Annotated in this window: 21 protein-coding genes; 11 read left to right on the forward strand and 10 right to left on the reverse strand. The window is 67.8% G+C overall.

Going from position 1 to position 25,952, the window contains the following annotated elements:
* The first annotated feature begins 124 nt into the window (after positions 1–124).
* Complete coding sequence (leuA, locus tag C0R46_RS06565) at positions 125–1,840, forward strand: 2-isopropylmalate synthase (RefSeq protein ID WP_102958811.1); 1,716 nt, start codon at positions 125–127, stop codon at positions 1,838–1,840.
* Positions 1,841–2,192: 352 nt separating this feature from the next.
* Complete coding sequence (locus tag C0R46_RS06570) at positions 2,193–2,840, forward strand: hypothetical protein (protein ID WP_245413453.1); 648 nt, start codon at positions 2,193–2,195, stop codon at positions 2,838–2,840.
* 80 nt (positions 2,841–2,920) lie between these two features.
* Here C0R46_RS06570 and C0R46_RS06575 read toward each other — a convergent pair whose 3' ends face one another.
* A complete protein-coding gene (locus tag C0R46_RS06575; RefSeq protein WP_102959234.1) occupies positions 2,921–4,537 on the reverse strand; it encodes a peptide chain release factor 3 in 1,617 nt (538 codons plus the stop codon).
* 200 nt (positions 4,538–4,737) lie between these two features.
* Positions 4,738–5,955 carry an MFS transporter gene (locus C0R46_RS06580; RefSeq protein ID WP_102958812.1) on the reverse strand — a complete coding sequence of 406 codons (1,218 nt, stop codon included), beginning with the start codon at positions 5,953–5,955 and terminating at the stop codon, positions 4,738–4,740.
* Positions 5,956–6,022: 67 nt separating this feature from the next.
* Here C0R46_RS06580 and C0R46_RS06585 point away from each other — a divergent pair, with 67 nt between their 5' ends.
* The 3 genes from C0R46_RS06585 (at position 6,023) to C0R46_RS06595 (ending at position 8,510) form a co-directional block, all read left to right on the forward strand.
* A complete protein-coding gene (locus C0R46_RS06585) occupies positions 6,023–6,472 on the forward strand; it encodes a helix-turn-helix domain-containing protein (RefSeq protein ID WP_102958813.1) in 450 nt (149 codons plus the stop codon).
* A 136-nt stretch (positions 6,473–6,608) separates the two neighbouring features.
* Complete coding sequence (locus C0R46_RS06590) at positions 6,609–7,004, forward strand: DUF2946 family protein (RefSeq protein ID WP_102958814.1); 396 nt, start codon at positions 6,609–6,611, stop codon at positions 7,002–7,004.
* Between the two features lie 111 nt (positions 7,005–7,115).
* Positions 7,116–8,510, forward strand: coding sequence for a PepSY-associated TM helix domain-containing protein (locus C0R46_RS06595; protein WP_102958815.1), 1,395 nt, complete (start codon positions 7,116–7,118; stop codon positions 8,508–8,510).
* Positions 8,511–8,575: 65 nt separating this feature from the next.
* Here C0R46_RS06595 and C0R46_RS06600 read toward each other — a convergent pair whose 3' ends face one another.
* From C0R46_RS06600 to C0R46_RS06610, 3 genes are all read right to left on the reverse strand, one after another.
* The gene (locus C0R46_RS06600) at positions 8,576–9,130 is read right to left on the reverse strand and encodes an AAA family ATPase (protein ID WP_102958816.1); all 555 of its coding nucleotides are present in this window, start codon (positions 9,128–9,130) and stop codon (positions 8,576–8,578) included.
* A gap of 27 nt (positions 9,131–9,157) precedes the next feature.
* Positions 9,158–11,314 carry a histidine kinase dimerization/phosphoacceptor domain -containing protein gene (locus C0R46_RS06605; RefSeq protein ID WP_102958817.1) on the reverse strand — a complete coding sequence of 719 codons (2,157 nt, stop codon included), beginning with the start codon at positions 11,312–11,314 and terminating at the stop codon, positions 9,158–9,160.
* Between the two features lie 219 nt (positions 11,315–11,533).
* On the reverse strand, positions 11,534–12,514 hold the full coding sequence (locus C0R46_RS06610) for a metallophosphoesterase family protein (RefSeq protein ID WP_102958818.1): 981 nt from the start codon (positions 12,512–12,514) through the stop codon (positions 11,534–11,536).
* 212 nt (positions 12,515–12,726) lie between these two features.
* On the opposite strand from C0R46_RS06610, the gene C0R46_RS06615 reads away from it, so the two are divergent.
* The gene (locus C0R46_RS06615; RefSeq protein WP_245413454.1) at positions 12,727–13,203 is read left to right on the forward strand and encodes an NUDIX domain-containing protein; all 477 of its coding nucleotides are present in this window, start codon (positions 12,727–12,729) and stop codon (positions 13,201–13,203) included.
* On the opposite strand, the gene C0R46_RS06620 is transcribed toward C0R46_RS06615, so the two are convergent.
* Complete coding sequence (locus tag C0R46_RS06620; RefSeq protein ID WP_102958819.1) at positions 13,189–14,181, reverse strand: glutathione S-transferase family protein; 993 nt, start codon at positions 14,179–14,181, stop codon at positions 13,189–13,191. The two genes, C0R46_RS06615 and C0R46_RS06620, sit on opposite strands and share 15 nt — an antisense overlap.
* Before the next feature lie 360 nt (positions 14,182–14,541).
* Here C0R46_RS06620 and C0R46_RS06625 point away from each other — a divergent pair, with 360 nt between their 5' ends.
* Entirely contained in the window at positions 14,542–15,039 is a 498-nt protein-coding gene (locus tag C0R46_RS06625; protein ID WP_102959236.1) for a GNAT family N-acetyltransferase, read from the forward strand.
* A 139-nt stretch (positions 15,040–15,178) separates the two neighbouring features.
* Entirely contained in the window at positions 15,179–16,165 is a 987-nt protein-coding gene (locus C0R46_RS06630) for an SDR family oxidoreductase (RefSeq protein WP_102958820.1), read from the forward strand.
* Between the two features lie 109 nt (positions 16,166–16,274).
* On the opposite strand, the gene C0R46_RS06635 is transcribed toward C0R46_RS06630, so the two are convergent.
* Positions 16,275–17,108 carry an SDR family oxidoreductase gene (locus tag C0R46_RS06635; RefSeq protein WP_102958821.1) on the reverse strand — a complete coding sequence of 278 codons (834 nt, stop codon included), beginning with the start codon at positions 17,106–17,108 and terminating at the stop codon, positions 16,275–16,277.
* Positions 17,109–17,201: 93 nt separating this feature from the next.
* On the opposite strand from C0R46_RS06635, the gene C0R46_RS06640 reads away from it, so the two are divergent.
* From C0R46_RS06640 to C0R46_RS06650, 3 genes are all read left to right on the forward strand, one after another.
* Positions 17,202–18,128 carry a LysR family transcriptional regulator gene (locus C0R46_RS06640; RefSeq protein ID WP_102958822.1) on the forward strand — a complete coding sequence of 309 codons (927 nt, stop codon included), beginning with the start codon at positions 17,202–17,204 and terminating at the stop codon, positions 18,126–18,128.
* Positions 18,129–18,211: 83 nt separating this feature from the next.
* On the forward strand, positions 18,212–18,613 hold the full coding sequence (locus C0R46_RS06645) for a DUF1801 domain-containing protein (protein ID WP_102958823.1): 402 nt from the start codon (positions 18,212–18,214) through the stop codon (positions 18,611–18,613).
* Positions 18,614–18,812: 199 nt separating this feature from the next.
* Complete coding sequence (locus C0R46_RS06650; protein ID WP_102958824.1) at positions 18,813–20,036, forward strand: MFS transporter; 1,224 nt, start codon at positions 18,813–18,815, stop codon at positions 20,034–20,036.
* Between the two features lie 52 nt (positions 20,037–20,088).
* On the opposite strand, the gene C0R46_RS06655 is transcribed toward C0R46_RS06650, so the two are convergent.
* The 3 genes from C0R46_RS06655 to C0R46_RS06665 are packed head-to-tail and all read right to left on the reverse strand — an operon-like array spanning position 20,089 to position 25,951.
* Positions 20,089–22,167, reverse strand: coding sequence for a hypothetical protein (locus C0R46_RS06655; RefSeq protein ID WP_102958825.1), 2,079 nt, complete (start codon positions 22,165–22,167; stop codon positions 20,089–20,091).
* Positions 22,167–25,040, reverse strand: coding sequence for a DUF4159 domain-containing protein (locus tag C0R46_RS06660; RefSeq protein ID WP_102958826.1), 2,874 nt, complete (start codon positions 25,038–25,040; stop codon positions 22,167–22,169). The genes C0R46_RS06655 and C0R46_RS06660 overlap by 1 nt, the downstream gene beginning before the upstream one ends.
* Positions 25,037–25,951 carry a DUF58 domain-containing protein gene (locus C0R46_RS06665; protein WP_102958827.1) on the reverse strand — a complete coding sequence of 305 codons (915 nt, stop codon included), beginning with the start codon at positions 25,949–25,951 and terminating at the stop codon, positions 25,037–25,039. Before C0R46_RS06665 ends, C0R46_RS06660 begins: the two co-directional genes overlap by 4 nt.
* Position 25,952 lies beyond the last annotated feature (1 nt).

Raw genomic sequence — 25,952 nt, forward strand, 5'->3', positions numbered from 1 at the left:
GGTCGAGCCGGCTCCCCAGCCATGCCCCTTTTCGCTTTACTTCTCCCCATGGATTGCGGATGACCCGGCCGTAGCAGAGCGCTTCGCGCCGCCGCCGGCTCCGCCAAGCGATGAAGGTGCATTGATGTCCGCAACGACCAGCGTCCGGCCGGGTGCCGGAGAGAGCGCCGCCATGGCGGCTGCGACCCGCAAGTATCAGCCCTATGCCCGGCTCGACCTCAATGATCGAACCTGGCCCTCCAAGGCGATCGAGAAGGCGCCGATCTGGTGCTCCGTCGATTTGCGCGACGGCAATCAGGCGCTCGTCGATCCGATGGGCCAGGACCGCAAGGCGCGCTTTTTCAACCTCCTGAAGTCGATGAACTTCAAGGAGATCGAGATCGGCTTCCCCTCGGCCTCGCAGACCGACTTCGACTTCACCCGCTGGTGCATCGAGGAAGGGGATGTGCCGGACGATGTGGCGCTGCAGGTGCTCGTCCAGTGCCGGCCCGAGCTGATCACCCGCACCTTCGAGTCGCTGGAAGGCGCTCGGCGGCCGATCGTCCACTTCTACAACTCCACCAGCGAGCTGCAGCGGCGCGTCGTCTTCGGCAAGGATCGTGACGGCATCCGGACCATCGCGACCGATGCCGCCAAGATGATCACCGACATGGCGGCGAAAGCGGGCGGCGGTTACCAGTTTGAATATTCGCCGGAGAGCTTCACCGGCACCGAACTCGATTTTGCGCTGGAGATCTGCAACGCGGTGATCGAGATCGTCCGGCCGACGCCGGACAACAAGCTGATCATCAACCTGCCGGCCACCGTCGAGATGGCGACGCCCAACGTCTACGCCGACCAGATCGAGTGGATGTGCCGCAACCTCGACAATCGCGAGAACCTGATCGTCTCGCTGCATCCGCACAATGACCGCGGCACGGCGATCGCGGCGACCGAGCTCGGCCTGATGGCGGGCGCGGACCGCGTCGAAGGCACCATCTTCGGCAATGGCGAGCGCACCGGCAATGTCGACATCGTCACCCTGGCGCTGAACATGTTCACGCAAGGAGTCGACCCGGAGCTCGACGTCTCGGACATCAACCACATCAAGGATGTCTACGAGTACTGCAACCAGCTCGCTATCCCCGAGCGGCATCCATATGTCGGCGAACTCGTCTACACCGCCTTTTCCGGCTCGCACCAGGATGCCATCAACAAGGGTATGAAGGCGATCAAGACCGCCAACACGCCGGTCTGGGAAGTGCCGTATCTGCCGATCGACCCGCAGGATGTCGGCCGCTCCTACGAGGCGATCATCCGCATCAACTCGCAGTCCGGCAAAGGGGGCATCGCCTATGTTCTCCAGGCCGACTACGGGCTGAACCTGCCGCGCAACCTGCAGATCGAGTTCCGCGAGGACATCCAGCGCATCACCGACGAGGAAGGGCGCGAGCTGCCGGTCAAGCGCATCTACGAGCGCTTCCTCGAACGCTATGTCGAGCAGCCGGGCGCCCGGCTGAAGTTCGTCGATCACTTCACGCGGCCCAGCCACAACGTCCATGGCGAGCGCGTCGTCGAGGCGACGATCCTTGACAACGGCGTCGAGACGACGATCGAAGGGCGCGGCACAGGCCCTATCGACGGCTTCATCGACGCCCTGTCGCGCCATGTCGGCGTAGCGATGTCCGTGGCGGACTATTCCGAGCACTCGCTGCAGCACGGCTCCAACGCGGCTGCGATCTCCTATGTGGAGGTCGAGCACGACGGCGGGCGACTTTTCGGTGCCGGCATCAACAAGAACATCGTGACGGCCTCGCTCGAGGCGATTGTCTCGGCGGCGAACCGGATCATCGCAAAATAAACGGCACGGGCGGCGAACTCCTCGTCAGCGCTCTCTCGAGGCGCAAGGTGTGCGCCGCCTGTTCTGTGTGCCGGGGGGAAGCTGCCCCCGGTGCTCGACGCCTTTGATGACAGCGCGATCGAGACAGTCGTCTGCCGGCAGGACGGCGGCACCGCGGTGAGAGCCGAGGCGACACGCCGTTCCTGCTCTCCGCTGGGGCGGTGACGCCTTGTCTCGTCTGCCTGGCGGAGAGCCTCGGGCAGGCCGCGACGGCCGCTGATTAGGCAACTTGCGCAAAATTTGGCGGTGCAACAGGCTCACTGCCGTTGCCGCGGCTTGATTTGCGCCATCTTATAGTGAACGAAACGTTAACATGAGGATCGGGAACACCAGCATGGCCGACGGCAGCGACAGCGTAACAGCTCTGACGGGGACCCGGCGCCTCGCGGAAGCCGTGCGCGCCGCCAAGATCGCCGCGGCGCACCGCTCGGACGTCATCGTCGATATCCGCGAGGCCGACCGGGCGCGGCTGGAAATCTTCGTCGAGGCGCTGCAACCGATCATCGACGACATTCCGCCCGAGGACGACCTGTTCGATCTCGCCATCTCCGGCGGGCCGCAGCCGCGCTTCTGGGTCGACGGCACGGCACATGTCACCATGGCGCGCGACCGGCGGACCTACCGCTTCGTGCGCGAGACGCGCCTCGGCCGCGTCACTTTGGCGGAATCGCTGGAGGCGCGTGTCATCGCCGATCGCGTCACCGCCTATATCGCCGAACGGATTGTGGAGCGCGACAAGGCGTTCGCCGTCTCGGACGGTCTTGGCGAACGGTCTGCCCTGCGCGGCGACGGCTCGGCCGCGCGCTTCGCCGACGAGGAGCCGCTGCGGTCTTCGGGCGCCACCGCTCCATCCAAGGCGACCGACCTGGTGATTGCCGCATCCTGGATGATGATCGGCATCGTCATCGGGGCAGGGGCGCTGATGGCGCTCGCCTCCTGGCGCGGCTTTACGATCGGCTGAGCCGGCGTCGCCGCGGCTGACGCGTCGGCGCGCCGCAAGCCGTTACTGCGATCCAGGAGACTGCCTCGGCGTTGCTGGCCTCACCCCACGATCTCGCGCGTTGCCTCGAAAGTGAGATCCGGATTGTTGGTCGCGGCATAGCGCAGGTCCCATTCGCTGCGCGGCAGGAAGACGGGGCTCTCGTCGCGGTCGAGCGCGACCTCCAGCGTGTTGTCCTTTACGAATTTGGCGATCAGCGCCGGGTCCTTGGCGCGAATCCAGCGCGCCGTCGCATAAGGCGCCGGCTCGAACGAGACCTCGACCTTGTATTCGGCGGCAACGCGTGAGGCGAGGACGTCGAGCTGCAGCGGCCCGACGACACCGACGATCCAGCTGGAGCCAATGACCGGCCGGAATACCTGCGTGAGACCTTCCTCGGCGAGATCCTCCAGCGCACGGCGCAGCTGCTTGACCTTCATGGAATCCTCCAACCGTACGCGCCGCAGCACCTCCGGCGCGAAGGAGGGCAGGCCGGTGAAGCGGAAGGTTTCGCCCTCCGTCAGCGTGTCGCCGACGCGCAGCGTTCCATGGTTCGGTATGCCGATGACGTCGCCGGCAAAGGCCTCCTCCGTCAGCGCGCGCTCCTGCGCGAAGAAGTAGATCGGGTTGGAGACGGCGAGCGGCTTGCCCGAGCGGACATGGTCGAGCTTCATGCCGCGCTGGAAGTGGCCTGAGCAGAAGCGCACGAAGGCGACGCGGTCGCGGTGCTTGGGGTCCATGTTGGCCTGCACCTTGAAGACGAAGGCCGAGACCTTGTCGCGGGCGGGATCGACGGGGCCGGCATCGCTCGGCTGCGGCCGCGGCGAGGGGGCGTGCTCGGCGACGAGCGACAGGAGCCGGTCGACGCCGAAGGAGCGCAGCGCGCTGCCGAAGATCACCGGCGTCAGGTGACCCGAGCGGTATTTCTCCGGATCGAAGGTGGCGTAGCCTTCCGTGGCGAGTTCCACCTGGTCGCGGAACTCGCCGAGGATCTCGCCTGGCACGATGGCGTCGAGCGCCGCGTCGCCCGGTCCGCTCATCGCCTGCGCCGTGTCGGCGTCGCCGGTGCGTCCCTTGGTGGCGGTCAGGTGCTCGTTGCGGGCAAGGTCGTAGAGGCCGTGGAAGGTCGTGCCCTGGCCGATCGGCCAGACCACGGGCGCGACCGCCAGCGCCAGCTTCTCCTCGATCTCGTCCAGAACCTCGAAGGGATCGCGCCCCTCGCGGTCCACCTTGTTGACGAAGGTGATGATCGGGATATCGCGCAGGCGACAGATCTCGAAGAGCTTCAGCGTCTGCGCCTCGATGCCCTTGGCGGCGTCGATCACCATGATGGCGGAGTCGACCGCCGTCAGCGTGCGGTACGTGTCTTCCGAGAAGTCGCTATGGCCCGGCGTATCCAGAAGGTTGAAGGTCACGCCGTCGCGCTCGAAGGTCATCACCGAGGAGGTGACGGAGATGCCGCGGTTCTGCTCGATCTCCATCCAGTCGGAGCGGGCGCGGCGGGACTCGCCCTTGGCCCGCACGGCGCCGGCCATGGAGATGGCACCGCCGGCGAGCAGCAGCTTCTCGGTCAGCGTCGTCTTGCCGGCGTCCGGGTGGGAGATGATCGCGAAGGTGCGCCGCGACAGGTAGCTGCGCGCCGGCGCGGTGCGGCTGGACGTCATCGTGGCGGCGCTCATCGTGCCTCTCCGCGGTTCGAGTTTGGCGTACGGGCCAGCGGCGGTGATCGGACCGCCGGGGCCGAAGACACGACTGCCGCGCCCGTCCGTCGCGGCCGCGCCGGTCGGCGTCACTGCTCCATCGTGCAGGCTTTCGCTCGCCTATACGCGTCTGAGCCCGCGATGTGTAGATGCCATCGTCGATCGGGCCGGTCTCGCGGTTACAGCTGGACGACCATTCGAAGGCGCTGGACCACTCCGCCGGCCGCCGCAATCAAGGCCATTGCCGCCAAAACGAGCGCTGCGCCGCCGAACAGCCCGCTGAAGCCAGCGGCTGCGAGGATCGGCGTCGTCAGAAGCGGCGAGCAGAACTGGCCGACGAAGACCGACGCCGTCAGGATGCCGCCCGCCATCCCGCGTTTGTCGGCCGGCGCGAGGTCGAGGGCGAGGGCGACGAAACTCGGTGAAACCAGCGCATAGCCGGTGCCGATCGCTGCCGCGCCGGCAAAGGCCAGCATGGCGTGCCCGGGCAGGATGAGGAGGCTGAAGCCGAACGCCATCGCGGCATAACCGAGGCCGAACACACCGGCATAGCCGATGGTCGCCTGGATGCGGCGATAAAGCAGCGCCACGCAGCCGCCGGTCAGCATCAAGATGCTGAGCGCCGAGCCGGTCATCACCGCGCCGCTGCTGCTTTCTGACGCGAAGAAAAAGGGCAGCTGCGTCGGCACGATGAAGAACAAGAGGTTCGTCAGTGCCTGCAGCAGCACCAGCCCCGCAAAAAGGAGGCGCCACGCCGTCGGCGAACCGCCGCCGCTGCCGTGATCGATCCTCACGGCCGTGGGGCGCTGCGCGACGTCGGTGATGACGATCCACATCAGCGGCAGGAACAGGGCGGCCAGCGCATAGATCGCGAAGGGAAGACGCGGCGACAGCGCCGCAACCCATCCGGCGATCGAGATGAAGAGGAAGCCGCCGAAGTTTCGCGCCGCGATCTGCAGGCCCGTCATGGCGTTGCGGTCGCTGCCGGAGAAGTAGTCCCCGACGAGAGCGGTCTGCGCCGTCATGATCAGCGCCACCGCAATGCCAAGGACAAGGCGGCTGGCGAAGATCGCCCTGAGGTCCGCCAGGACAAGTCCGCTGCTGCCGGCGAGCGCAAACAGGATGACGCCGCCGATCAGCAGCGGGCGCCGCCCGAACCTGTCGGCTGCGATCCCGGTAAAGGGTGCGAAGAGGGCGACGCTGAGCGAAGGGGCCGTCACCAGCATGCGGGTGAGGAGCGCTGCGTGCGGCTCGCCCGCAAAGAGGCGCTGCAGGCCGGGCAGCGCCGGGCTGATCGTCGCATTTGCCATCGTCGTCAGCATCGCCGCCATCAAAAGAGCGATCGCCCGCCTGTCGCGCCAAACCGTTGTCGTCTGTGTCGAACTTGGGCGTTCCATGGCGTTCCTCTTGCCGAAACCGTCGAGTCGCACCAAGCTGCCACTTCAAGCCAACTTGAGGTCAAGCATGGATTTGCTGGATATCGGCACGGTCTCCGAGAGGTCCGGCGTCCCGCCCTCGGCGCTGCGCTATTACGAGGAGATCGGGCTGATCCGCTCGGTCGCCCGCCGCGGATTGCGTCGGCAATTCGCGGCCGACGTGCTGCTCCGGCTGTCGCTGATCGATCTCGGGCGAACCGCCGGCTTCAGCCTCGCGGAAATCGCCGGGATGTTTTCAGGCGACGGCCAACTCGACCTGCCGCGTGCGGAGCTGCACGCCAAGGCGGATGCGCTGCAGCGCCAGATCGCGGACTTGCGCGTACTTCGCGACGCACTCCGGCACGTCGCCGACTGCTCGGCGCCATCGCATCTGGAATGCCCGAAGTTCCGCAAGCTCATGCGGGCGGCGGGGCGGCGGCGACCGTACCAGCCGCCCCAGCGCACGGCTGCGGCAAAGCGGAGGGGCGCAGAGGCCTGATGGGAGACGTGGGCGGAAGGCAGCCGCTGCAGTCCGGATGCGACCGCGCAGTCGGCCCGGCCGCCTGCGCATCTGGCTAAATTCAACGATGCGCCGGGTCATCGACAAATCGTCGCACCCGTGTCATGGCCGTCCCATGCGGTTCTGGCGCGACATCGTGAACGACAGGCTTTCGGGCGGCGCGCTCTGCGTCCTCCTGATGCTAGCCTTCGTCTTCCAGGCCGCCGTCTCCGGACGAGCGGCCGCAGCCGAACTCGCGCCCGACCACGCGACCGTCATCTGTTCCTCGTCGGGCGAGGGCGCTCACCGACCGAGCGATCCGGCTCCCGGCCACGACTGCCCCTGCCGCGAACTCTGTCAGGCCGGCGCGCACATGCCAGTGGCGCTTGCGCCCGCAGGCGGCGCGGGCATTCCCTTCCGCTTTGCCGACCGGGTGGAGGTGGCACCCGCATCGCCGGCACCCGCCCGGCTGCGCCTTCTGTTCAGGCCGCATCCGGCACGCGCGCCGCCTTTCACCTCGATCCAGGCCTGATCCGCGCCGGGGCGCCGCCCCGGCTTCTGCTTGACAATGGCCGCCTGCGCGCACCTGTCGTCCTAAGGGCGGGGTGCCGCCGGGCGGGCGACGTTTCGAGGCATTTTCGCAATGACCGACCTGACTGCCCGCGTGCAGCCGGCACCCGCCGCGCTCGCTCTCGACACCTACCGCGCCATCTGGCGTTGGCACTTCTATGCAGGCCTGATCGCCGTACCCTTCATGATCCTGCTGGCGGTGACCGGCTCGCTCTACCTCTTCAAGGACGAGATCGACGACACCGCCTTCGCCTACCGCAACCTCGTCGCTGAGACCTCCACCACACCGCTGCCGCCGAGCGAGCTCGTTGCCCGTGGACTAAAGGCGGTGCCGGGCTCGACCCTGTCGGCCTATCGCGAACCGGCCGACGCTGCAGGCTCGGCCCGCATCGCGCTGACGAAGGATGGGGAGACGGTCTACGCCTTCGTCGATCCTTACAGCGGCAGGGTTCTCGACACCGTCGAGAAGCGCCAGGAGTTCAACGAAGTCGTTCGGAAGATCCACAGCCTCGAATATTTCGGGCCCTACGCCAACCGCCTGATCGAGGCGATCGCCGGCTTTGCCATCATCCTCGTCGCATCCGGCCTCTATCTCTGGTGGCCGCGGCGGCAGACCGGCGGCATCGTGTTCGTGCGCGGCACGCCGTCGAAGCGCGTGTTCTGGCGCGACATTCATGCTGTGACCGGCGCCTTCGCCGGCCTGTTCATCGCCTTCCTGGCTTTCACTGGACTGCCCTGGTCCTCCGTCTGGGGCAGCAAGCTGACCGAGCTGACGGTCGCGACCGGCACCGGCTATCCCGCCGCCCTGTGGGATAGCGTGCCGGTTTCGGGCGAGCACGCGAGCCACAAGATGGAAACCGTCGGCTGGACGATGGAAGCGTCCCCGATGCCGATGTCCCAGGACATGCCGATGGCGCACGAGATGCCGGCCGCTCCGCCAAGCCCGATCGGCCTCGATCGTGCCGTCGCCATTGCCCGCGAGCGCGGCATGGCTCCGCGCTTCGAGGTCACCGTTCCCGGCGACGACAAAGGCGTCTACTCGGCCGCGGTGTTTCCGCACGATCTGGCGCGGGCACGCACCATCCATATCGACCAGTATTCGGGCGAGCCGCTGGTGGACATCAGCTATGCCGACTACGGAGCTGCGGCGAAAGCGATCGAGCTCGGGATCAACATCCACATGGGCCAGGAGTTCGGCCTCGCCAACCAGCTCCTGATGCTGGCGACCTGCCTCGCGATCATCCTGGCTTCGGTGTCGGCCGTCGTCATGTGGCTGAAGCGACGGCCCTCCGGTCGCATCGGCGTGCCGCCCTATCCGACGAGCCGCCGCGTCTATGTCGGGCTCTGGATGCTGGCCATCATATGCGGCGTTCTGTTTCCGCTGTCAGGCTTCCTGATCCTGGCGATGTTGGCGGTTGATCTCCTGATCATCCGCACCGTGCCGCCGCTGCGCAGACTCTTTGCCTGATCTGCAGCGCCGCGCGGGCGGGCGACGCGCTGCGACCTGCGTGTTTAAGCGCCAGCTTCGCCTTTTCAGCCGAGATGGCGAAGCACCATATCAGCCCGTGCCGACACGTCGATCTTCGGCAGGATGATCGTCTCATAGCCAAGCTTGGGATAGATGCGCGCCAGGCGCTCGTACTCCGCGACGGCCTCATCGAGACCGTGTCGGCGTTCACGATCCGTGGCGTAGATCTCGGGCCAGGGCGGGGTCAGAAAGACGCGCCGGTGGTAGGGCGCATCCTCGGCCAAAGTGGCACGCGCCGGTGCCCCTGTCGCAAGTTCCAGCGCCACGGCTGCATCGACGAGGCCGCGATCGAAAAACACCCAGCCTTCCGCTGCGGAGACCGTCTTCCTGTCATCACGAGCCATATCGAGCGCCCGCCGTGCGAAGGCGGCAAGATCGGTCCAGGGCAGGGCCGCGCCCGCCTGGCGTTGCTCCGCTTCGACGATGCGGCGCCCCGGCTCCGGCACCGTTCGGAAGCCGCGGCATGCCAGTTCCGCCAGGAGCGTCGACTTGCCGCCGCCTGAGCATCCGGAGAGGACGACATGTCGCGAGGCGGCGTCATCGGGTCCCCGCGATAGCATGCCGGTCTCTCCCCAACCGCCAGCGGCTCAGCGTGGCGTCTCGACCGGAGCGGAAACGACGGCTCTGAAGCCCGGCATGTTGTCGGTGTAGTCGATCGTGCCGACGAGCTGACTCGCAATCGCGCGCAGCATGCGCGAGCCAAAACCCGTACCAAGCGTCTTTTCACCTTTGCCGACGCCGCGGTCGGCAACGATGATCCGGAAGCGGTTGTGGTGCTGCTCCAGCGAGATGGACAGCGGCCCAGGGCGGCCGCCATAGGCGTATTTGTTGACGTTGATCACCAGCTCGGTGACGATCAGGCCGACATTCACGGCCCGATCGGCGGAGACGAGCACCGGCGCCAGCTCGAGCTGGAGATGCTCGCGCCAACCCTCCTCCAGGGAGGATAGAAGCTCCTCGACCAGTTCCTCCAGGTAGCGGCCGAGATCGACCACTTCGACGCTGCTGTCGCTATAGAGACGGCGGTGAACCAGCGCGACAGCACCAATGCGCCGCTGCGCTTCGGCGAGATGCGCCACCGCATCGCTGCCGGCTGCTTCCTTCGACTGCATCCGCAGGAACGTCATCACCAGCTGCAGGCTGTTCTGCACCCGGTGGTTCACCTCCTTGAGAAGAAAATCCTTCTGGCGCAACAGGGCCTCGTTCTCGCGGTTCGTGACCGCAAGCTCCTCGTTGAGCAACCGGACGCGCTGGTTAGCCCGCTCCTCCAGCAGCCGGCGCACCAGCCGTCCGGCGGATTCGGTCTCGGCCAGCGACCAGGATCGCGAGCGGCCACGCACGGTCTCCACCCAGTCCTCGAAGGATGAGCGCGGCGTCAGCACAGCGGTGGGATCGGCCGCGACGTCCTTGTGCGGGTTGCCGGCCCAGTTCACGACCTCCAGCTTCTCGGCTCTGAACCATAGGAGGATCGTGGGGATCTCCGTGGACATGGTCACGCCGAGAAGGCCGCTGGCCTCGGCCCGGTAACGGGCCGCCGGCGCGAACTCCTCCGACAGACGGGCGGTGCTGATCGGGATCTGGGCCGGGCCCTTGCGGACAAAGGCGCCGAGCTCACGGATTGCTTCATCGTCCGGGCAGTGGCCGGTCTTGTAGAGATCGCGGCCTTGTATGGCGGCGAAGCCATCGGCGTTGAGCATGGTGCGCAGGTCCGTGCCGATGCGCTGGAAGAAATCGGACAGCGACGTGTCGCGCCCGAGCTTGGCGCAGACCGCATCTTCATTGGACCTGTGCCGGATGCGCTCGCGATACAGAAGTGCCTCGTCCTTGGCACGGATCTGGCGGGACAGGTTGCTGGCCAGCGCACGACAGCTGACTCGCACCGGCAGCGACAGGCGCCTCGGCGTACGGTTGTGGCAGGCGATCAGGCCCCAGAGTATGCCGTCCTGGACGATCGATATCGAGGCCGAGGCGGCGACATTCATGTTGCGCAGATACTGCAGATGGATGGGCGACACGCTCCGCAGCGAGGCATCGCTGAGGTCGAGCGGAGGCCTGTCGGCGCGGCCCGGCCGAATGGGAGCCGGCACGTAGCCCACGTCCGGAATGACGCGGATGCGATTGCGCACATAGAGTTCGCGTGCCTGCCGCGGGATGTCGGCCGCCGGAAAGTGGTAGTTCATGAAGGAGTCGACGCCCTCGGCGCTGGACTCGGCGATCACCACCCCGGCATCGTCGTCCAGGAAGCGGTAGATCATCACCCGGTCATAGCCGGTCAGCTGCCGGAAGATCTGCGCCGCTTCCCGGCAGAGATCGTCGAGGCCGATGGTGCGCTCGAAGCGGTGGCTGGCCTTCTCGATCATCGCCAGCACGCCCAGTGGCCCGCCGAGCGGTCCGCCGCCGGGCTCGCCCGCGGGCTCCAGCTCCACCAGCAGCTTCTCCTGGGACCGGTGCATGGCGGCATCAAACCGCTCGCTTGTGCCGTTCACCCGTCCGAGAATGACGCTGTCGCCGATCGCCTCAAGCCGGTCGGAGGCGTCCACTTCCTGCCCGAGCAAGGCCGGCAGCCACTGGCCGACCCATTCGGGCGCCAGACGCGTCTCGATATCCCCTGCGCCCGCCTCGATGATCAGCGTCGCCGGGTCGACGACAAGCAGGAGGCCATGCGGCTGGATCGCGCCGGGGATGTGGATCGGCTCGCGATCGCACATCGTCAGATCCGGGGCGGCAACAGTCTTGTTAAACATGAGGCCTTCCCTTGGTGGCGCGTCGAGCGATTATGACGACACGGGAGGATTCTTGCCCATCAAACTTTCGACAGGTCTGACCGCGAGCGGCATTGGCGTCCGGGCATTGGGCGACGCGACGCCGACAGCCCGCAATCGATGGTGCTCACGCCCGGGGCGCTCCTCCCAGCAGGGGCTTGATGTGCAGCTCGCCCATTGCAGCGGCGGTCTTGCCGGTGCTCAGCTGCCGAACATCACCAGCTTCGGCTCTTCGGCCTTCGGTGCGTCGATGATCGGCCTGGCCTTGATCGCCCGACCGTCGCTGAGAAGCTGGCGCTCGCGGATCCAGTCGATGCCGGTTCCGTCAGCGCGGTGGCCGCGCTCGCGCTGCGTCAGCGACCAGGCGCCGGGCTCGCCATCGATCTCGAAGAGGTTATAGCGCGCCGCCGGCTTTTCCGGGTCGCCGGGGTTCTGGCTGGCCGAGGGAACGCCGACCACAGGCACCTTCCCCTCCGGCCCGTCCAGCCAGTAGAGCGTGTCGAGATGCGTATGGCCGTGCAGCACCAGCTCAGCCCCGACCTCGCGCATCACCTTGGAAAAGAACTGTTTGCCGATCAGCCGCTTGCTCCAGGCTGCAGCGCCGGAAATCGGCGGATGGTGGATCATCACGACGCGGAAGTGGCCGGTGGCGCGGCAGGTCTCCAGCATGCGCGCCAGCGCCACGGCCTGGCCACGGTTGAAGGCGCCGGTGGCAAAGAAGGGCGCCGTCGCCTCGGCGCTGCAGACGCCGAGGAGCGCGACCTTGCCGCGCACGCGGATATAGGGGAAGCCCTGACTCACCGCCGTCAGCGGGTTGTCGCCGGTCAGGTACGGCTTCCACTCCTCGCAGGAGCGTTTCAGCGCGCCGGGCACATAGGCGTCGTGGTTGCCAGGCACGACGGAGACATTCGCCGGCGTGCCGAGTTCCTCCAGCCAGACCCTGGCCGCGAGGGTCTCCTTCTTGGTAGCGAGGTTCACGAGATCACCGGTCACCGCGACGTGGTCGGGCACCTGCGCCTTCATGTCGGTGACCAGATCGATCAGCGTCGTGCCAAACATCGCCAACCGGCGGTTGCGATGCCAGTTGACATAGCCGGTGACGCGCTTGGAGGCGAGCTCACGAAGCGTCAGATCCGGCAGTGGGCCGAGGTGGATGTCGGAGAGATGAGCGAGCCGGAACATGGAGTTAAATCTACCGGACTCGCGCGAGATTGACAGAGGCGCTTTGCCACCGGATTGCAGAATGGCATTTGCCCGATGAACCTCTACGGCGCGGCCGGGTTCGCTCCACATGTGCCACGCCGGTCTTCACGCGGCTTCGACGGGGGGCAGCGTCGGGATGTGCGAGGCTCGAAACGGCGGCGGCGGCGGCGCGCGATCCCGATGAAGAAGGCATGGTCGATGCGATGAGGTTGCGCGAGAAACTCCTGGTTCGCCTGCTGCACGGCGTCCATCTGGCATCGCGGCCGCTGACGCTCGGCGTGCGCGGGGCGGCCTTCGACGACGAGGGACGCGTCTGCCTCCTGCGCCACACCTATGTGTCAGGCTGGCACATGCCGGGCGGCGGCGTCGAGGTCGGCGAAACGGCGGAGACCGCGCTGCGGCGTGAACTGCAGGAGGAGGCGGCGCTGGACCTCGCTCGCCCGCCGCTTCTCTTCGGCGTCTATCTCAACACTGTCGGCACGCGGCGCGACCACGTGCTCCTCTACCGCTGCGATGCCGTCTTGGCTGCCACGCCGAAGAAGGGTGACCGCGAGATTGCCGAATGCGGCTTCTTCCCGCTCGACGATCTGCCGGAGGGCACGACTCCGGCCACGCGCCGGCGGCTCGATGAGCTGTCCGGACGGGCAGCGCCCTCAGCCCTGTGGTGAGGCGAAGCGGCCGCGGTCATGCGGCTGAGTCAGATCCTGGTCCGGGCCGATCGGGACGATGCCGGTCGGATTGATCATCGTGTGGCTCCCGTAATAGTGCCCCTTGATGTGCTCGAAGTTCACGGTCTCGGCGACGCCCGGCGTCTGATAGAGATCGAGCAGGTAGTTGAAGAGATTGGGATAGTCGGCGATCTGCCGGCAGTTGCACTTGAAGTGCCCGTGATAGACGGCGTCGAAGCGCACAAGTGTCGTGAACAGGCGCCAGTCCGCTTCGGTCGGCGCATCGCCGACAAGGAAGCGCTGGTCGGACAAACGCTCCTCCAGCCAATCCAGCGCAGCAAAGAGCGTGCGGCAGGCCTTCTCGTAGACCTCTTGGGACGTCGCAAAACCGGCCTTGTAGACGCCGTTGTTGACGTCGTCATAGACGCGTGCGTTCACCCGGTCGATCTCCGGCAGGAGCGCCTGGGGCGCGATGTCCACCGACGCATCTCCCCACTGGTCGAAGGCGCGGTTGAGGATGCGGATGATCTCGGCCGACTCGTTGTTGACGATCGTGCCGGTTTCCTTGTCCCACAGCACCGGCACGGTGACGCGGCCGGTATAGTGCGGATCCGCTTTCAGGTAGACTTCGTAGAGCCGCTTCGCGCCGTTGACGTCGTCCGGGGTTGCGCCCGGCCGATCCGAGAAGACCCAGCCTTCCTCCTTCATCAGGAAGTCGACCACCGAGACGGAGATGACGTCCTCCAGCTTCTTCAGCCGGCGCACGATCAGCGTGCGGTGTGCCCAGGGGCAGGCGAGAGAGACATAGAGGTGATAGCGGCCCTTGGCGGCGGGCAAGGCGGGCTGCCCGTCAGGTCCAGGCGCACCGTCCAGGGTGATCCAGTTGCGGAACGTCGTGGTGGTGCGCTTGAAGCTGCCGCCGGTCGACTTGGTGTCGTACCACTTGTCCTGCCACTGGCCGTCCACCAGAAGTCCCATCGCACCCGTTCCCTGCCGATAATCGCCTCTACTGGCCGGTCAGGCCGGCCTTCTTGGAAGAACCTGATGGCACGGGAGGCGTTCCGGGGCAGGAGCGACGCAGTGTCAACATGGCGCCGACGCCGGCGGTTTGTGCCCGTCTCAGCCGGCCCCTGATGCGCAGCCGGTGGACGATGGCGCCGGCAGATGCTAAGCGCCGTTTCCGCGCCGGCAAACTGGCCAGCAGATGGGGATGGATGATGCAGATCCAGCGACGACGATCCGGAGCGCGTGCCGCACAGGCACACGAACTGAGCCGCCGCTGACCGCCCCGAAGGAGGAGTGGCACGCGGCGACCCTGCCCCTGCCGGAGCCTTCTTCATGCTTGCCGACGTCCGCTACGTCCCGGAAACGCCCGCCTGCGACCTTGAGATCGACGCCATCGCCGAGGAGGCTTTCGGCCCCGGCCGCTTCGCCCGCGCGGCTGAGCGCGTGCGCGAGATGGCCCGGCATGACCGCTCGCTTTCCTTCGTGGCGCTGCTCGATGGCGAGGTGATCGGCTCGGTGCGCCAGACGCCGATCGCAATCGGCGGTGTCGACGCCCTGATGCTCGGGCCACTCGCCGTGCGGCCGGCCTTCAAGAGCCGCGGTGCCGGCAAGGCGCTGATGCGCCTCGCCGCAGAGGCGGCGACGAAAGCGGGCGAGCGCTCGATCATCCTCGTCGGCGATCCGCCATACTACGAGGCGCTCGGCTACCGGGTGCTGCCGCGCGGCTCGGTGCTCATGCCAGGCCCCGTCGATCCCGCGCGGCTTCTGGGGCTGGAGCTCTCCCCCGGAGCGCTTGCGGAGCTGCGGGGCAGGGTGACGGCGCGGCGTTGAGAAGCGCGATTGATCTGCAGATGGTGGCAAAGCGACGCGCTGCCTTTTGGCGGCGCACGATTTTCTGATGACGGCGGGCTGAACCATCCCGCGCGGCGCAGCCTTTGGCCCAGAGCAACCTGAATCTCTGGAGCCCCCAATGAGCGATCAAACCAACCGCCGCACTCTTCTCAAGCTCGCGGCAATGAGTGGTGCCGCCGCGGCCGCCGTGCCGATGGGCGCTGCACGCGCGCAGGAGACGGCAACGGCACCCGTCGATCCGCAGAGCAAGTACACGAGCGAACCCTTCAAGGAGCAGCCGCAGCCCTGGCCGGGCCTGCAGAGCAAGATGGACCCCGTACCGGACTGCGGCGAGACGAGCTATCGCGGCTCGGGGCGGCTCGCCGGCCGCAGGGCGCTCGTCACAGGCGGCGATTCCGGCATCGGCCGTGCCGCCGTGATCGCCTTTGCCCGCGAGGGCGCCGACGTCGCGATCAACTACCATCCGGACGAAGAGCCGGATGCGCAGGACGTCGCCAAGCTGATCAAGGATGAGGGCCGCAAGGCGGTGCTGATCCCGGGCGACCTCACCGACCAGGCCTTCTGCGTGGATCTGGTGCAGCGGGCCGAGCGTGAGCTCGGCGGTCTCGACATCCTCGTCAACAACGCCGCCTACCAGCAGTCCAAGAAGTCGATCGATGACATCAGCTTCGAACAGTTCGACCGGACGCTGAAGACCAATCTCTACGCCATGTTCTGGATCACCAAGACCGCGGTGCCGCTGATGAAGCCGGGCGCGGCCATCATCAACACCGCCTCGGTGAACTCGGTCAGCCCCGGCGAGGAGCTGCTCGACTACGCCACCACCAAAGGCGGCATCGCCATCTTCACCAAGGGACTGGCCAAGCAGCTTGCCAAGAAGGGCATCCGCGTCAACGCGGTGGCGCCCGGTCCGATCTGGACGCCGCTGCAGGTCGCGGGTGGGCAACTGCCAGGCAAGCTCGGTGAATTCGGGCAGGATACGCCCCTCGGCCGTGCCGGGCAGCCGGCGGAGCTCGGCCCCCTCTATGTCGCCCTGGCATCGGGCGAGCTCAGCTACACCGATGGCAGCATCTTTGGAGCCAATGGCGGGACGGGTATCGTCTGACCAAGGCTCAGACGGGCGCGTGGCGGATTATCCCGCCACGCGTCCGCAGCAGGACCAGAACCCCTCTTCGACCGTGCAATACGGCGCACCTTTTTTGATGGTCCAATGATCAGATCGGCAAGTCCTGATCTGCCGCATAAGCCACCGCCTTCTGCGCCTTGAGCGCCTCCAGACGCGATGTCAGCGCCTTGGAGATGTTCTCGTAGGCGGTGCTCCCGAGCGCCAGCCGCAGGGCAGGGCGTTCGGCGTCGCCCGCCGCAATCATCGCGTCCACGCTCTTTGCTGCATCGCCTGTGATGGCAAAGCGGCCGTCCGCCAGCGCCCGGCGGATTTCGCCGGAGGGCGTTGCGTCATAGATAGGCATGGGCTCGGGACCGTCGATATTGGCGGCGAAGCCTGTCGCCGTCGGCCCCGGCTCGACGATGACGACGTCGATGCCGAAGGGTGCGACCTCCTGCGCCACCGTCTCCATGAAGCCTTCGATCCCCCACTTCGTGGCGTGGTAGATGCTGAAATTCGGGTAGGTCGTCTGCCCGCCCTCCGAAGCGACCTGCATGATGCGTCCGCCGCCTTGGGCTCGCAGATGCGCCAGGCAGGCGCGCACCAGCCGGATGGAGCCGAGCAGGTTTGTCGCGATCTGCCGCTCGATCTGCGCGTCCGTCACTTCCTCGGCCGCGCCGAAGAGGCCATAGCCGGCATTGCTGACGACGACGTCGATGCGCTGCGTGGCAAAGGCTTCATCGACGGCGCGGCGGATCGCGCCTGCGTCCGTCAGGTCGAGCTTGAGGACCTGCAGTCGCTCCCCGAGCCGAGCCTGTAGCTGCGCGAGCGCGCCCTCCCGTCGCACTGTCGCAATGACGCGGTCACCGCGGGCGAGCAGCTTTTCCGTCATGATGGCGCCGAGACCGCTGGATGCGCCGGTGATCAGCCATGTCTTTCTCATGTTCATCTCCTTGATTGTGGAGGCAATCTAAACGCTTCGATGCGGTGGCTTAAGGCGCTACAATCGGCATGAGCTAGTGAAGGAAAATCACCAATGCCACAGCCGAGCCTGGCCGATCTCACGGCTTTCGCCGCTGTTGCCCGGCATCGCAGCTTCCGCCAGGCGGCTGATGCGCTCGGCCTGTCGCGCTCGGCTCTCAGCCACACGGTCATTGCGCTGGAGCGCAGCCTCGGCGTGCGGCTCCTGCATCGCACGACGCGCAGCGTCTCCCCGACCGAGGCGGGCGAGCGCCTGCTGCAGCGCCTGACGCCGCTGTTTCAGGACCTCGACGAAGCGCTCGATGAGGCGCGTGGCGCCGACGGCGCGGTCGGGGGAGCGCTGCGGATCAACTGCGGTGAGGCGGCGGCCGAACAGCTGCTGCGCACCGCGGTGCCGGTGTTCCTGAATCGCTTTCCCGCTGTCGAACTGGACCTGACGACGGATGGTCGCCTCGTCGACATCGTCGCAGCGGGCTTCGACGCCGGCGTGCGGCTGCGCGAGGCCGTGCCGCAGGACATGATTGCCGTGCCCTTCGGCGGCGCCGTCCGCTTCGTGGCCGTTGCCGCGCCGGCCTATCTCGACCGCTTCGGTGCGCCGGCAACGCCAGACGATCTGCGGCAGCATCGTTGCATCCGTCAGCGTCTGCCGAGCGGCAAGCTGTATCGCTGGGAGTTCGAGCGGCACGGGCAGGAGATTGCAGTCGACGTTCCCGGTGCGCTGATGCTCGACCACAGCCGCCTGATGGCGCTGGCCGCTGCGGACGGGCTCGGCATCGCCTTCGTGCCCGACACGATCGTGCGCGGCGAGGTTGCCGCCGGGCGACTGGTGATCGTGCTGAACGAGTGGAGCCCGAAGCTGCCGGGTGTCTGCCTCTACTATCCCGGTCACCGCCATGTTCCGGCGGCATTGCGCGCCTTTGTCGATGTTCTGAAGGAGGTCGATGGGGCAACGCGGCCGGCGTCACGGGCGGAGGGAGGCTGATCTCGACGGCATCGGCTTGACCTCAGCCTGGAGTGCAGTGCTCCATTGCGGCAGGTGACGACGATATGCAGCGGGGAGCGAGAATGGCGGACGATCTTGCGAATAGCGCTCCCTCCGCGCTGATCGACGCCCGCATCGCCGCGCTGGCGGATTGGCGCGGCGCGACGTTGGCGCACGTCCGTGCTTTGATCAGGCAGGCCGATCCCGATGTCGTTGAGGAGTGGAAGTGGCGCGGGGTGCCGGTCTGGTCGCATGCCGGCATCATCTGCACCGGCGAGACCTATAAGGGCGCCGTGAAGTTGACCTTCATGAAGGGCGCCTCGCTCGAGGATCCGACCAAGCTGTTCAACGCCAGTCTCGACGGCAATGCGCGCCGTGCGATCGACATCCACGAAGGCGAGGCGCTCGACGGGCCGGCATTCATCACTCTCATCCAGGCGGCGGTGGCACTGAACATGACGAAGAGGGTGCCGAAAACGTCCTGATGGAGGGCCGCGAGGCATTGAGAGGCGCTTACGCCGAACGCCGGGCCGCCGCGATACAAGGGGATGAGGCCCGTCGTTATCATCGCCAGGAGTCCTCTCCCACGCCGGATAGACTTCCTGATCTTAATAGGTTTATATCAACGTAAATGGCTGTGTTAGACGCCGATGGGTGCAGCTGGCGGAGATGCGGGGCGGGGCGATGGTACAGGAGTCGAACTATCGCTGGGTCGTCGTGGCCGCTGGCGGCTTGATGGGCTGTATCGCCATGGGCGCGATGTTCTCGCTACCCGTGCTGCTGACGCCGACGACGGCGGACACCGGCTGGTCGCGGACCGGCATCTCCACCGCGATGACGATCGGCTTTCTCGCCATGGCCTTCGCGTCGATGATGTGGGGCTCCCTGTCGGACCGGTTCGGGGCGCGCCCTGTTGTGCTTCTTGGCGCCGTCCTGCTGGCCACAAGCCTCTGGCTCGCCGGCCATGCGCAGAGCCTGCTTGGCTTCCAACTGCTGTTCGGCCTTTGCGCCGGCACGTCGGTCGCGGCGTTCTTCGCGCCAATGATGGCGACGGTGACCGGCTGGTTCGTCACGCAGCGCAGCCTGGCCGTGTCGCTTGTGTCGGCCGGCATGGGGCTGGCGCCAGTCACGATGTCGCCGCTGGCGGCTTGGCTGGTCGGCGAACATGGCTGGCGCGGCACGCTGTCGATCCTCTCCATCATCGTGGCCCTGGCGACCATCCCCGCCGCGCTGTTCCTGCGCCGCCCGCCGGCCATGGCCGCCGGACCCTCAGGCGACGTTGCCGCTCAGCCGAGCGAGGCGATGACGGTGCGGCGGGCGCTGACCTCGCTGCCCTTCGCGACCCTCGTTCTCACCAACTTCTTCTGCTGCGCAGCCCATTCGGGACCGATTTTCCACACGGTCAGCTATGCCGAGCTCTGCGGTATCTCGGCGCTCGCCGCCGTCTCCATCTATTCGGTGGAGGGCATCGCTGGCCTTGGCGGACGCATCGGCTTCGGGCTTCTGGGTGACCGCTTCGGCGCCAAGCGCACGCTCGTCGGCGGTCTGCTGCTGCAGGCGCTGATCGCGCTCGGCTACCTCTTCGCGCGCGACCTATCGCAGTTCTACGCCGTCGCCGCCGCTTTCGGCTTCGTCTATGCCGGCACCATGCCGCTCTACGCCGTGCTGGTGCGCGACAACTTCCCGCCGCGCATGCTCGGAACGATCATCGGCGGCACGGCCATGGCGGGCGGGCTCGGCATGGCGACCGGGCCGGTGCTCGGCGGCTGGATCTACGACACGACGGCTGGCTACGGCGCGCTCTACCTCACCAGCTTCGGCCTCGGTCTTGGCGCCTTCTTGGTCGCCATGACCTTCACGCCGTTCAAGCCGGAGCCTGCTCGTCCTTCGCAGCTGCAGCCGGCCTGACGCGAGGCCGGCGCCGGCTGACTGCGCCTGGAGCAGGTTCAGGCGCCGGCGGCTACCGCCCCTCGCGATACCACGTGGCGGAGATCGCCAGCAGCAGCACGGCGAGGCCCAGGAAGCCGGCGAAAAGCGGCGTGCGCTCGACGCCACGCAGCACCGTCTCGTCCGTCTGTTTCAGGCCGATCCAGTCGCGTCCGTCGGCATTGGCGCGGCCGCGCACAGGCACGATCCGCGGCACGTCGATGCCGCCAGTGGCTTCCGCGAGCCGTCGTGCACTGCCGCGCGTCGCCTCGGCGATGGGCGCCAGCTTCGCCGTCGTCGAGATCGCCTCGCGATATTCCCGTGGGTTCACCGGTCCGACATTGGCAAGCGTGCGCAACTCGCCGTTGGCCGCCTGATAGAGGCCGAGCTCCTCGGTCTTCAGCGTGCCTTCCCAGCGTCCGCTGCCGGCGTCCGTCAGCGGCACCTCAACGGCCTGACCCGACGGCGTGACCACGGTCGCCGGCCCCGGGTTGTCGCCGATCGTCTGGCGGGTGATCACGAGGTCGGTGCCGCGGGCCTCTGCATCCAGCGCCTCCTCCTCGAGCTCCGGCTCCTTCATCAGCCAGTGCGCGAGGCGGCGGAACAGCGCGACATGCGGGCCACCGCCCTCGAAGCCGCGCGACCACAGCCAACCATGGTCGGAGAGGAGGAGGGCGACGCGCCCTTCGCCGACGCGGTTGAGGACGAGGAGCGGCTTGTCGGAAGGGCCTGTCATCACCGTCTCGCCCTGCACCTCGCCGACATCGACGGAGCGGAACCACTGGCTCCAGTCCGGCGGCTCTGCGGCCGAACCGGGCAGGTCGCGCGTCACCGGGTGCTTCTTGCCGAGTTCGGACAGGGTCGGGCGGAAGGGCGTCGTCTCGACGCCGCCGGTCGGCAGCGCCGGCAGAACCGACATCAGCGGCGAGGAGGCAACCGACTCTGGTCCGGCATATTCGGGCCCCGAGGCGATCAGCAGCGCACCTCCCTTTTCGACATACTGGGCGATGTAGTCGAAATAGAGCGCCGGCAGTACGCCGCGCCGCTGGTAGCGGTCGAAGATGATGAGGTCGAAGTCGTTGATCTTGTCGACGAACAACTCGCGCGTCGGGAAGGCGATCAGCGACAATTCGTCGATCGGGGTACCGTCCTGCTTCTCTGGCGGGCGCAGGATGGTGAAGTGCACCAGGTCGACGGCGGCGTCCGACTTCAGGAGGTTGCGCCAGGTGCGCTCGCCCGCATGCGGCTCGCCGGAGACGAGGAGCACGCGCAGGTTCTCGCGGATGCCGTCGACGACGGCGATGGCACGGTTGTTGACCGGTGTGATCTCGGCCGGGTCGCGTGCGGCCGACACCTCGATGATGTTCTTGCCGGCGCGCGGCAGGCGGAAGGTCACGCCCTGCGGCTGCCCGGGCCGCGCCTGCTCGCGCGCGATCAAGTCGCCGTTCAGGAACACCTGCACGTCGACGGCGCGGTCGGAGGCGCGTGGGCCCTCCTCGATGACACGGTAGGTCAGCTGCTGGTCCTGCTCGACCAGGCCGAAGCGCGGGCTGTTGGTGATCTCGATGCGCCGGTCGAACTCGTCGGGCCGCCCGGTGACGAGCGCATGCACCGGCGCGTCAAAGCCGAGCGCGGATGCTGCCGCTGGAATGTCGTGCACCTGTCCGTCGGTGACGAGGATGGCGCCGCCGACGCGTGTCGGTGAGACGTCGCCGAGGGCCGTGTTCAGTGCGCCGAAGAGAGCAGTGGTCGCATCGCCCGAGGCCGCATCCGACCGCGCCTCCACGGTGCGGACCTCGAACTCGGGGAAGCGGGCAAGGCTTTCCTGCAGCGCCGTCTCCGTCGCGTCGGCCTGGCCGGTCCGCTCGCCGATCGTCTGGCTCTGGCTACGATCGACGACGAGCGCGACGACGCTCTTCAAGGGATCGCGCTCCTCGCGCAGCACCACCGGGTTGACGAGGGCGAGCAGCAGGGCCACGACGGCGAGCGCCCGCAGCCAGGCTCCGCGCAGTCCCGCCAGCAGCAGTGCCAGCGTCAGGAGCACCGCCGGGACGGCCAGAGCGGCGACGGCGAGGAGCGGCAGCAGCGGCTCAATATCGATGGACCAGCTCATTATTGGCCGAGCCTTTCGAGCAGCGCCGGCACGTGCACCTGGTCGGCCTTATAGTTGCCGGTCAGCACGTACATCACGATGTTGACGCCCGCCCGATAGGCATATTCGCGCTGCGACGGGTCCGCGTTGTCGGTGGGGTAGAGGAACATTCCGTTGCGGTCGACGGCCCAGGCGCTGGCAAAATCGTTCGACGTGATCATGATCGAGGACACGCCGTCGCCGGCGCGGGCCGGGCGGTTCGCGGCATCGGGATCACGCCCCAGCGACTCCACCCAGAGTTCCGATCCGGTGTGGCGTCCCGGGAAATCCTTCATGATGTAGAAGGCCTTGGTCAGCACGTGGTCCGACGGCACCGGCTCCAGCGGCGGGATGTCGAGGTCGCCGAGGATGTCGCGCAGCCGCCGCTCGCCCGGGGAGACGCCGGCGCCGCCGAGATCGGCGAGATTGCCGTCGGCGAGATCGAAGAGCACCGTGCCGCCCTGTTTCATATAGGCGTCGACCCGGCTGATCGCGGCATCGCTCGGCATCGGCGCGGCCGGGTCCACCGGCCAGTAGAGGATGGGATAGAAGGCGAGCTCGTCGGTGGCAATGTCGACGCCGACCGGCGCGCCAGGCTCAAGTGCGGTCTTCGCCGCGATGTATTGCGACAGGCCATCGAGGCCTTGGCGCGCGATATCGTCGGTCGTCCCGACGCCGGTCTCGACATAGGCCAGATGCGTCGTCTCCGTCGCGCGGATCGCCGCCTCGGGATCAAGGGCGGCTGGCGGCGCGGCTGGCACGTCCGATGTCGGCATGTCCGCTGGCGGGTTCGTCTGCGCCCGTGCCGGGCCGGTATCGCCGATGAGCGATGGCGCGAGGGCGAGTGCCAGCAGGAGAGCGGCGGTGGCGCGAGGACGCCCGCGCAGCCGGGCCGCAATGCGGCTGAAGGCGCCGTTCAGCCAGAGCAATGCCAGGGCATCGAGCGCAAAGAGGCCGAGCGCGGCGGCGTAGAGCCAGGGAGTCAACTCCGTCTCGCCGCTGCGGCCATAGCCCCGTTCGCTGGCGGCAACGCCGAAGTCGGGCGTCGGCAGCGGCGCCAGCACGGCATCAGGCCCGAGCAGGTTGAGCGCGCTGTAGCCTTCCTCGGTGCCGTAAAGCCCCGGCGGGTTCTTCAGCGTCACGGCAGGCGCCGCACCGGCCTTCACCGTCAGCGGCTCCACCTCGGCTCCGGGCGTCGTCAGCCGGCCCTCGCCGTCGAGCACGCGATAGGGCGGCAGGCTGTCGGCCGCCGTCTGTCCGCCGCCGGCGCCGCTCGAGCGCGACAGCGTTACGATCCGCCGCAGCATATTGACGAAGGCGCCGGAGATCGGCAGGTTCGACCAGGTGGCTTCGGCGGTGACGTGGAAGAGCACGATGGTGCCGGCACCGACCGCTTCGGCCGTGACGAGCGGCGTGCCGTCGGTCAGGCTCGCCCAGGTGCGGGCGGCGAGATCGGCGGAGGGTTCGGCCAGGAGCTGCCGCGACACCGTGATGTCGGCGGGCACCGCGATGCCGGCAAAGGGGCTTGACGCTGCCATCGGCGCGATCTTCTGCGGCTCCGACCAGGACATGGCGCCGCCGAGCTGGCGCTCGCCGCTGCGCAGCCGCACCGGCACCAGCGGGTCCTCGCCCGTGGATGCGGCGAGGCGCGGTCCAGCAAAGCGCACCAGCATGCCGCCCTTCTCGACGAAGTCGCGCAGCGCGGTTTCGGCGGCGGCCGGCACGACGCCGATGTCGGCGAGCACGATCACCGACGGGCGCTGCTTGACGAGGTCCGGGATGGCGACGCCGAGATCGGCGCTGTCGGCCCGCACCAGATCGGCAAAGGGCTCCAGCGCACGGGTGATGTAGTAGAGCGGCGACAGCAGCGGCTGGGCGAGATCGGCCGCTTCGCCCGAGACCAGCCCGACACGGCGGCGGCGGAAGCTGTCGTCGACCAGCCGGACGGCCGCGGCGGTCGAGGCGCCGTCCAGCTCGATGCGGGCGATATCGTTGCGCAGCTCCACCGGGATGGCAAAGCGTGCTTCGGCGCTGGTTGCCCCTGCCGCGAAGGCGAGGGCCGTGCGGCCAACCTCACGACCCTGTGCATCGAGCGCCTTGAGGTCCGTCGTCTCCGCAGCCGTACCGTCGGGGCGGACGGCTTTGATAACCAGCGCTTCGGTGGAGTTGTCAGCACCGGCAAGACCGATCGTGCCGGCGAGCGGCGGGCGCAGGATGGCCGCCTCGCTCGGCTGCAGCGCCGAGAGGCTTGCCAACGCCTCATTAGCGCCCGTGCTGTCGAGGCCGTCGCTAAGATAGGCGATCCCAATGTCGCTCGAGCCATCGAGCGCCGTTCGGACACGGGCGGCTGCCGCCGTCCGGTCGACGGGGATCGGGCGCGGCCGGGCCGCGGCGATACGGTCAAGCGCGGCAGCTGCCTCGACGGGCGCGGCATCATCGGACGCCCCCTCGGCCGTGAAAGCGAGGGAAACGGGGCGGCCGGCAGCTCCGGCGTCTCGCACCAGGCTCTCGGCAGCATCGCGGCGTGCTTCCCAGTCGCGGCCGCTCGCCCAGCCGTTGTCGACGATCAGCGCCAAAGGCCCGGTGCCCGACAGGATCGCGGCATTCGGGTTGAGGGTCGGTGCGGCGAGCGCCAGGATGACCAGTGCGGCCAGGAGCAGGCGGAGCAGCGTCAGCCACCACGGGCTGCGGGCCGGCGTCTCCTCCGGCCGCATCGCTTCAAGGAGGATGCGCAGCGGCGGAAAGGCCTCGGTCTGCGGACGCGGCGGCGTCAGCTTCAGCAGCCACCAGATGGCCGGCAGCGTCACCAGGCCGAGCAGCACCAGCGGCGCGCCGAAGGACAGGGAGCCGATCATGCGCGCTTCACCTGCGCCTGCGGCGTGCCGCTCAGCCGCGCATGCACGGCCACCAGCGCCTCGGATGCGAGGCGGTCGGTCCGATGCTCGACGAAGCTCCAGCCGATGCGCCGGCAGTGTTCGCCAAGCGTGGCGCGTCGTGCGGCATAGAGGCGGCGATACTCCTCGCGCATCGTCTCCGCGCGGCCAGCGGTGAGCCGCTGGCCGGTCTCGGGGTCTTGGAACTCGGTGCGTCCGGAATACGGGAAGCTTTCCTCGGCCGGGTCGGCGATGGCGACGAGATGGCCGCGGATGCCGCGCCGCGACAGCGCCGCGATGCGGGCAAGGATGTCGTCGAGCGGATCAAGAAAGTCGCTGACCAGCACCACCTCGCTGAAGCGCTTCAGCCGCTCATCGGGGGGCAGGCCGCCGGCGGGACGGTTGGTCATCAGCGCCGCAGCGATGCGTTCGGCCGCGTTGCGGGCGGAGATCGGCTCCAGCACGCCGGGATAGCCGATCCGCTCGCCCGAGCGCGACAGAATGTCGGCGAGCGCCAGAACCAGCACCAGTGCGCGCGACTCCTTGGAAACACTCGCGGCAGTCGACTGGTAGAGCATCGAGGGCGAAGGATCGGCCCAGAGCCAGACCGTCTGCGCCGCCTCCCATTCGCGGTCGCGCAGATAGACATGATCGTCGCGGGCCGAGCGGCGCCAATCGATGCGCGCCACCGACTCGCCCTCGACGAAGGGGCGGAACTGCCAGAAATTCTCGCCCGCGCCGCGCCGGCGCCGGCCGTGCCAGCCGGCAATGACGGTCGCGACGACGCGCCGCGCCTCGACCAGAAGGTCGGGCAGGAGGGCCGCTCGCTGACGCGCTCTGACGAGGGCGTCCGATCCGGCGGTGAGTTCGACGATGCTGCCGATCGGCGCCATC

The organism is Mangrovicella endophytica (genome assembly GCF_002893625.1).
Taxonomy (GTDB): Bacteria; Pseudomonadota; Alphaproteobacteria; order Rhizobiales; family Rhizobiaceae; genus Mangrovicella; species Mangrovicella endophytica.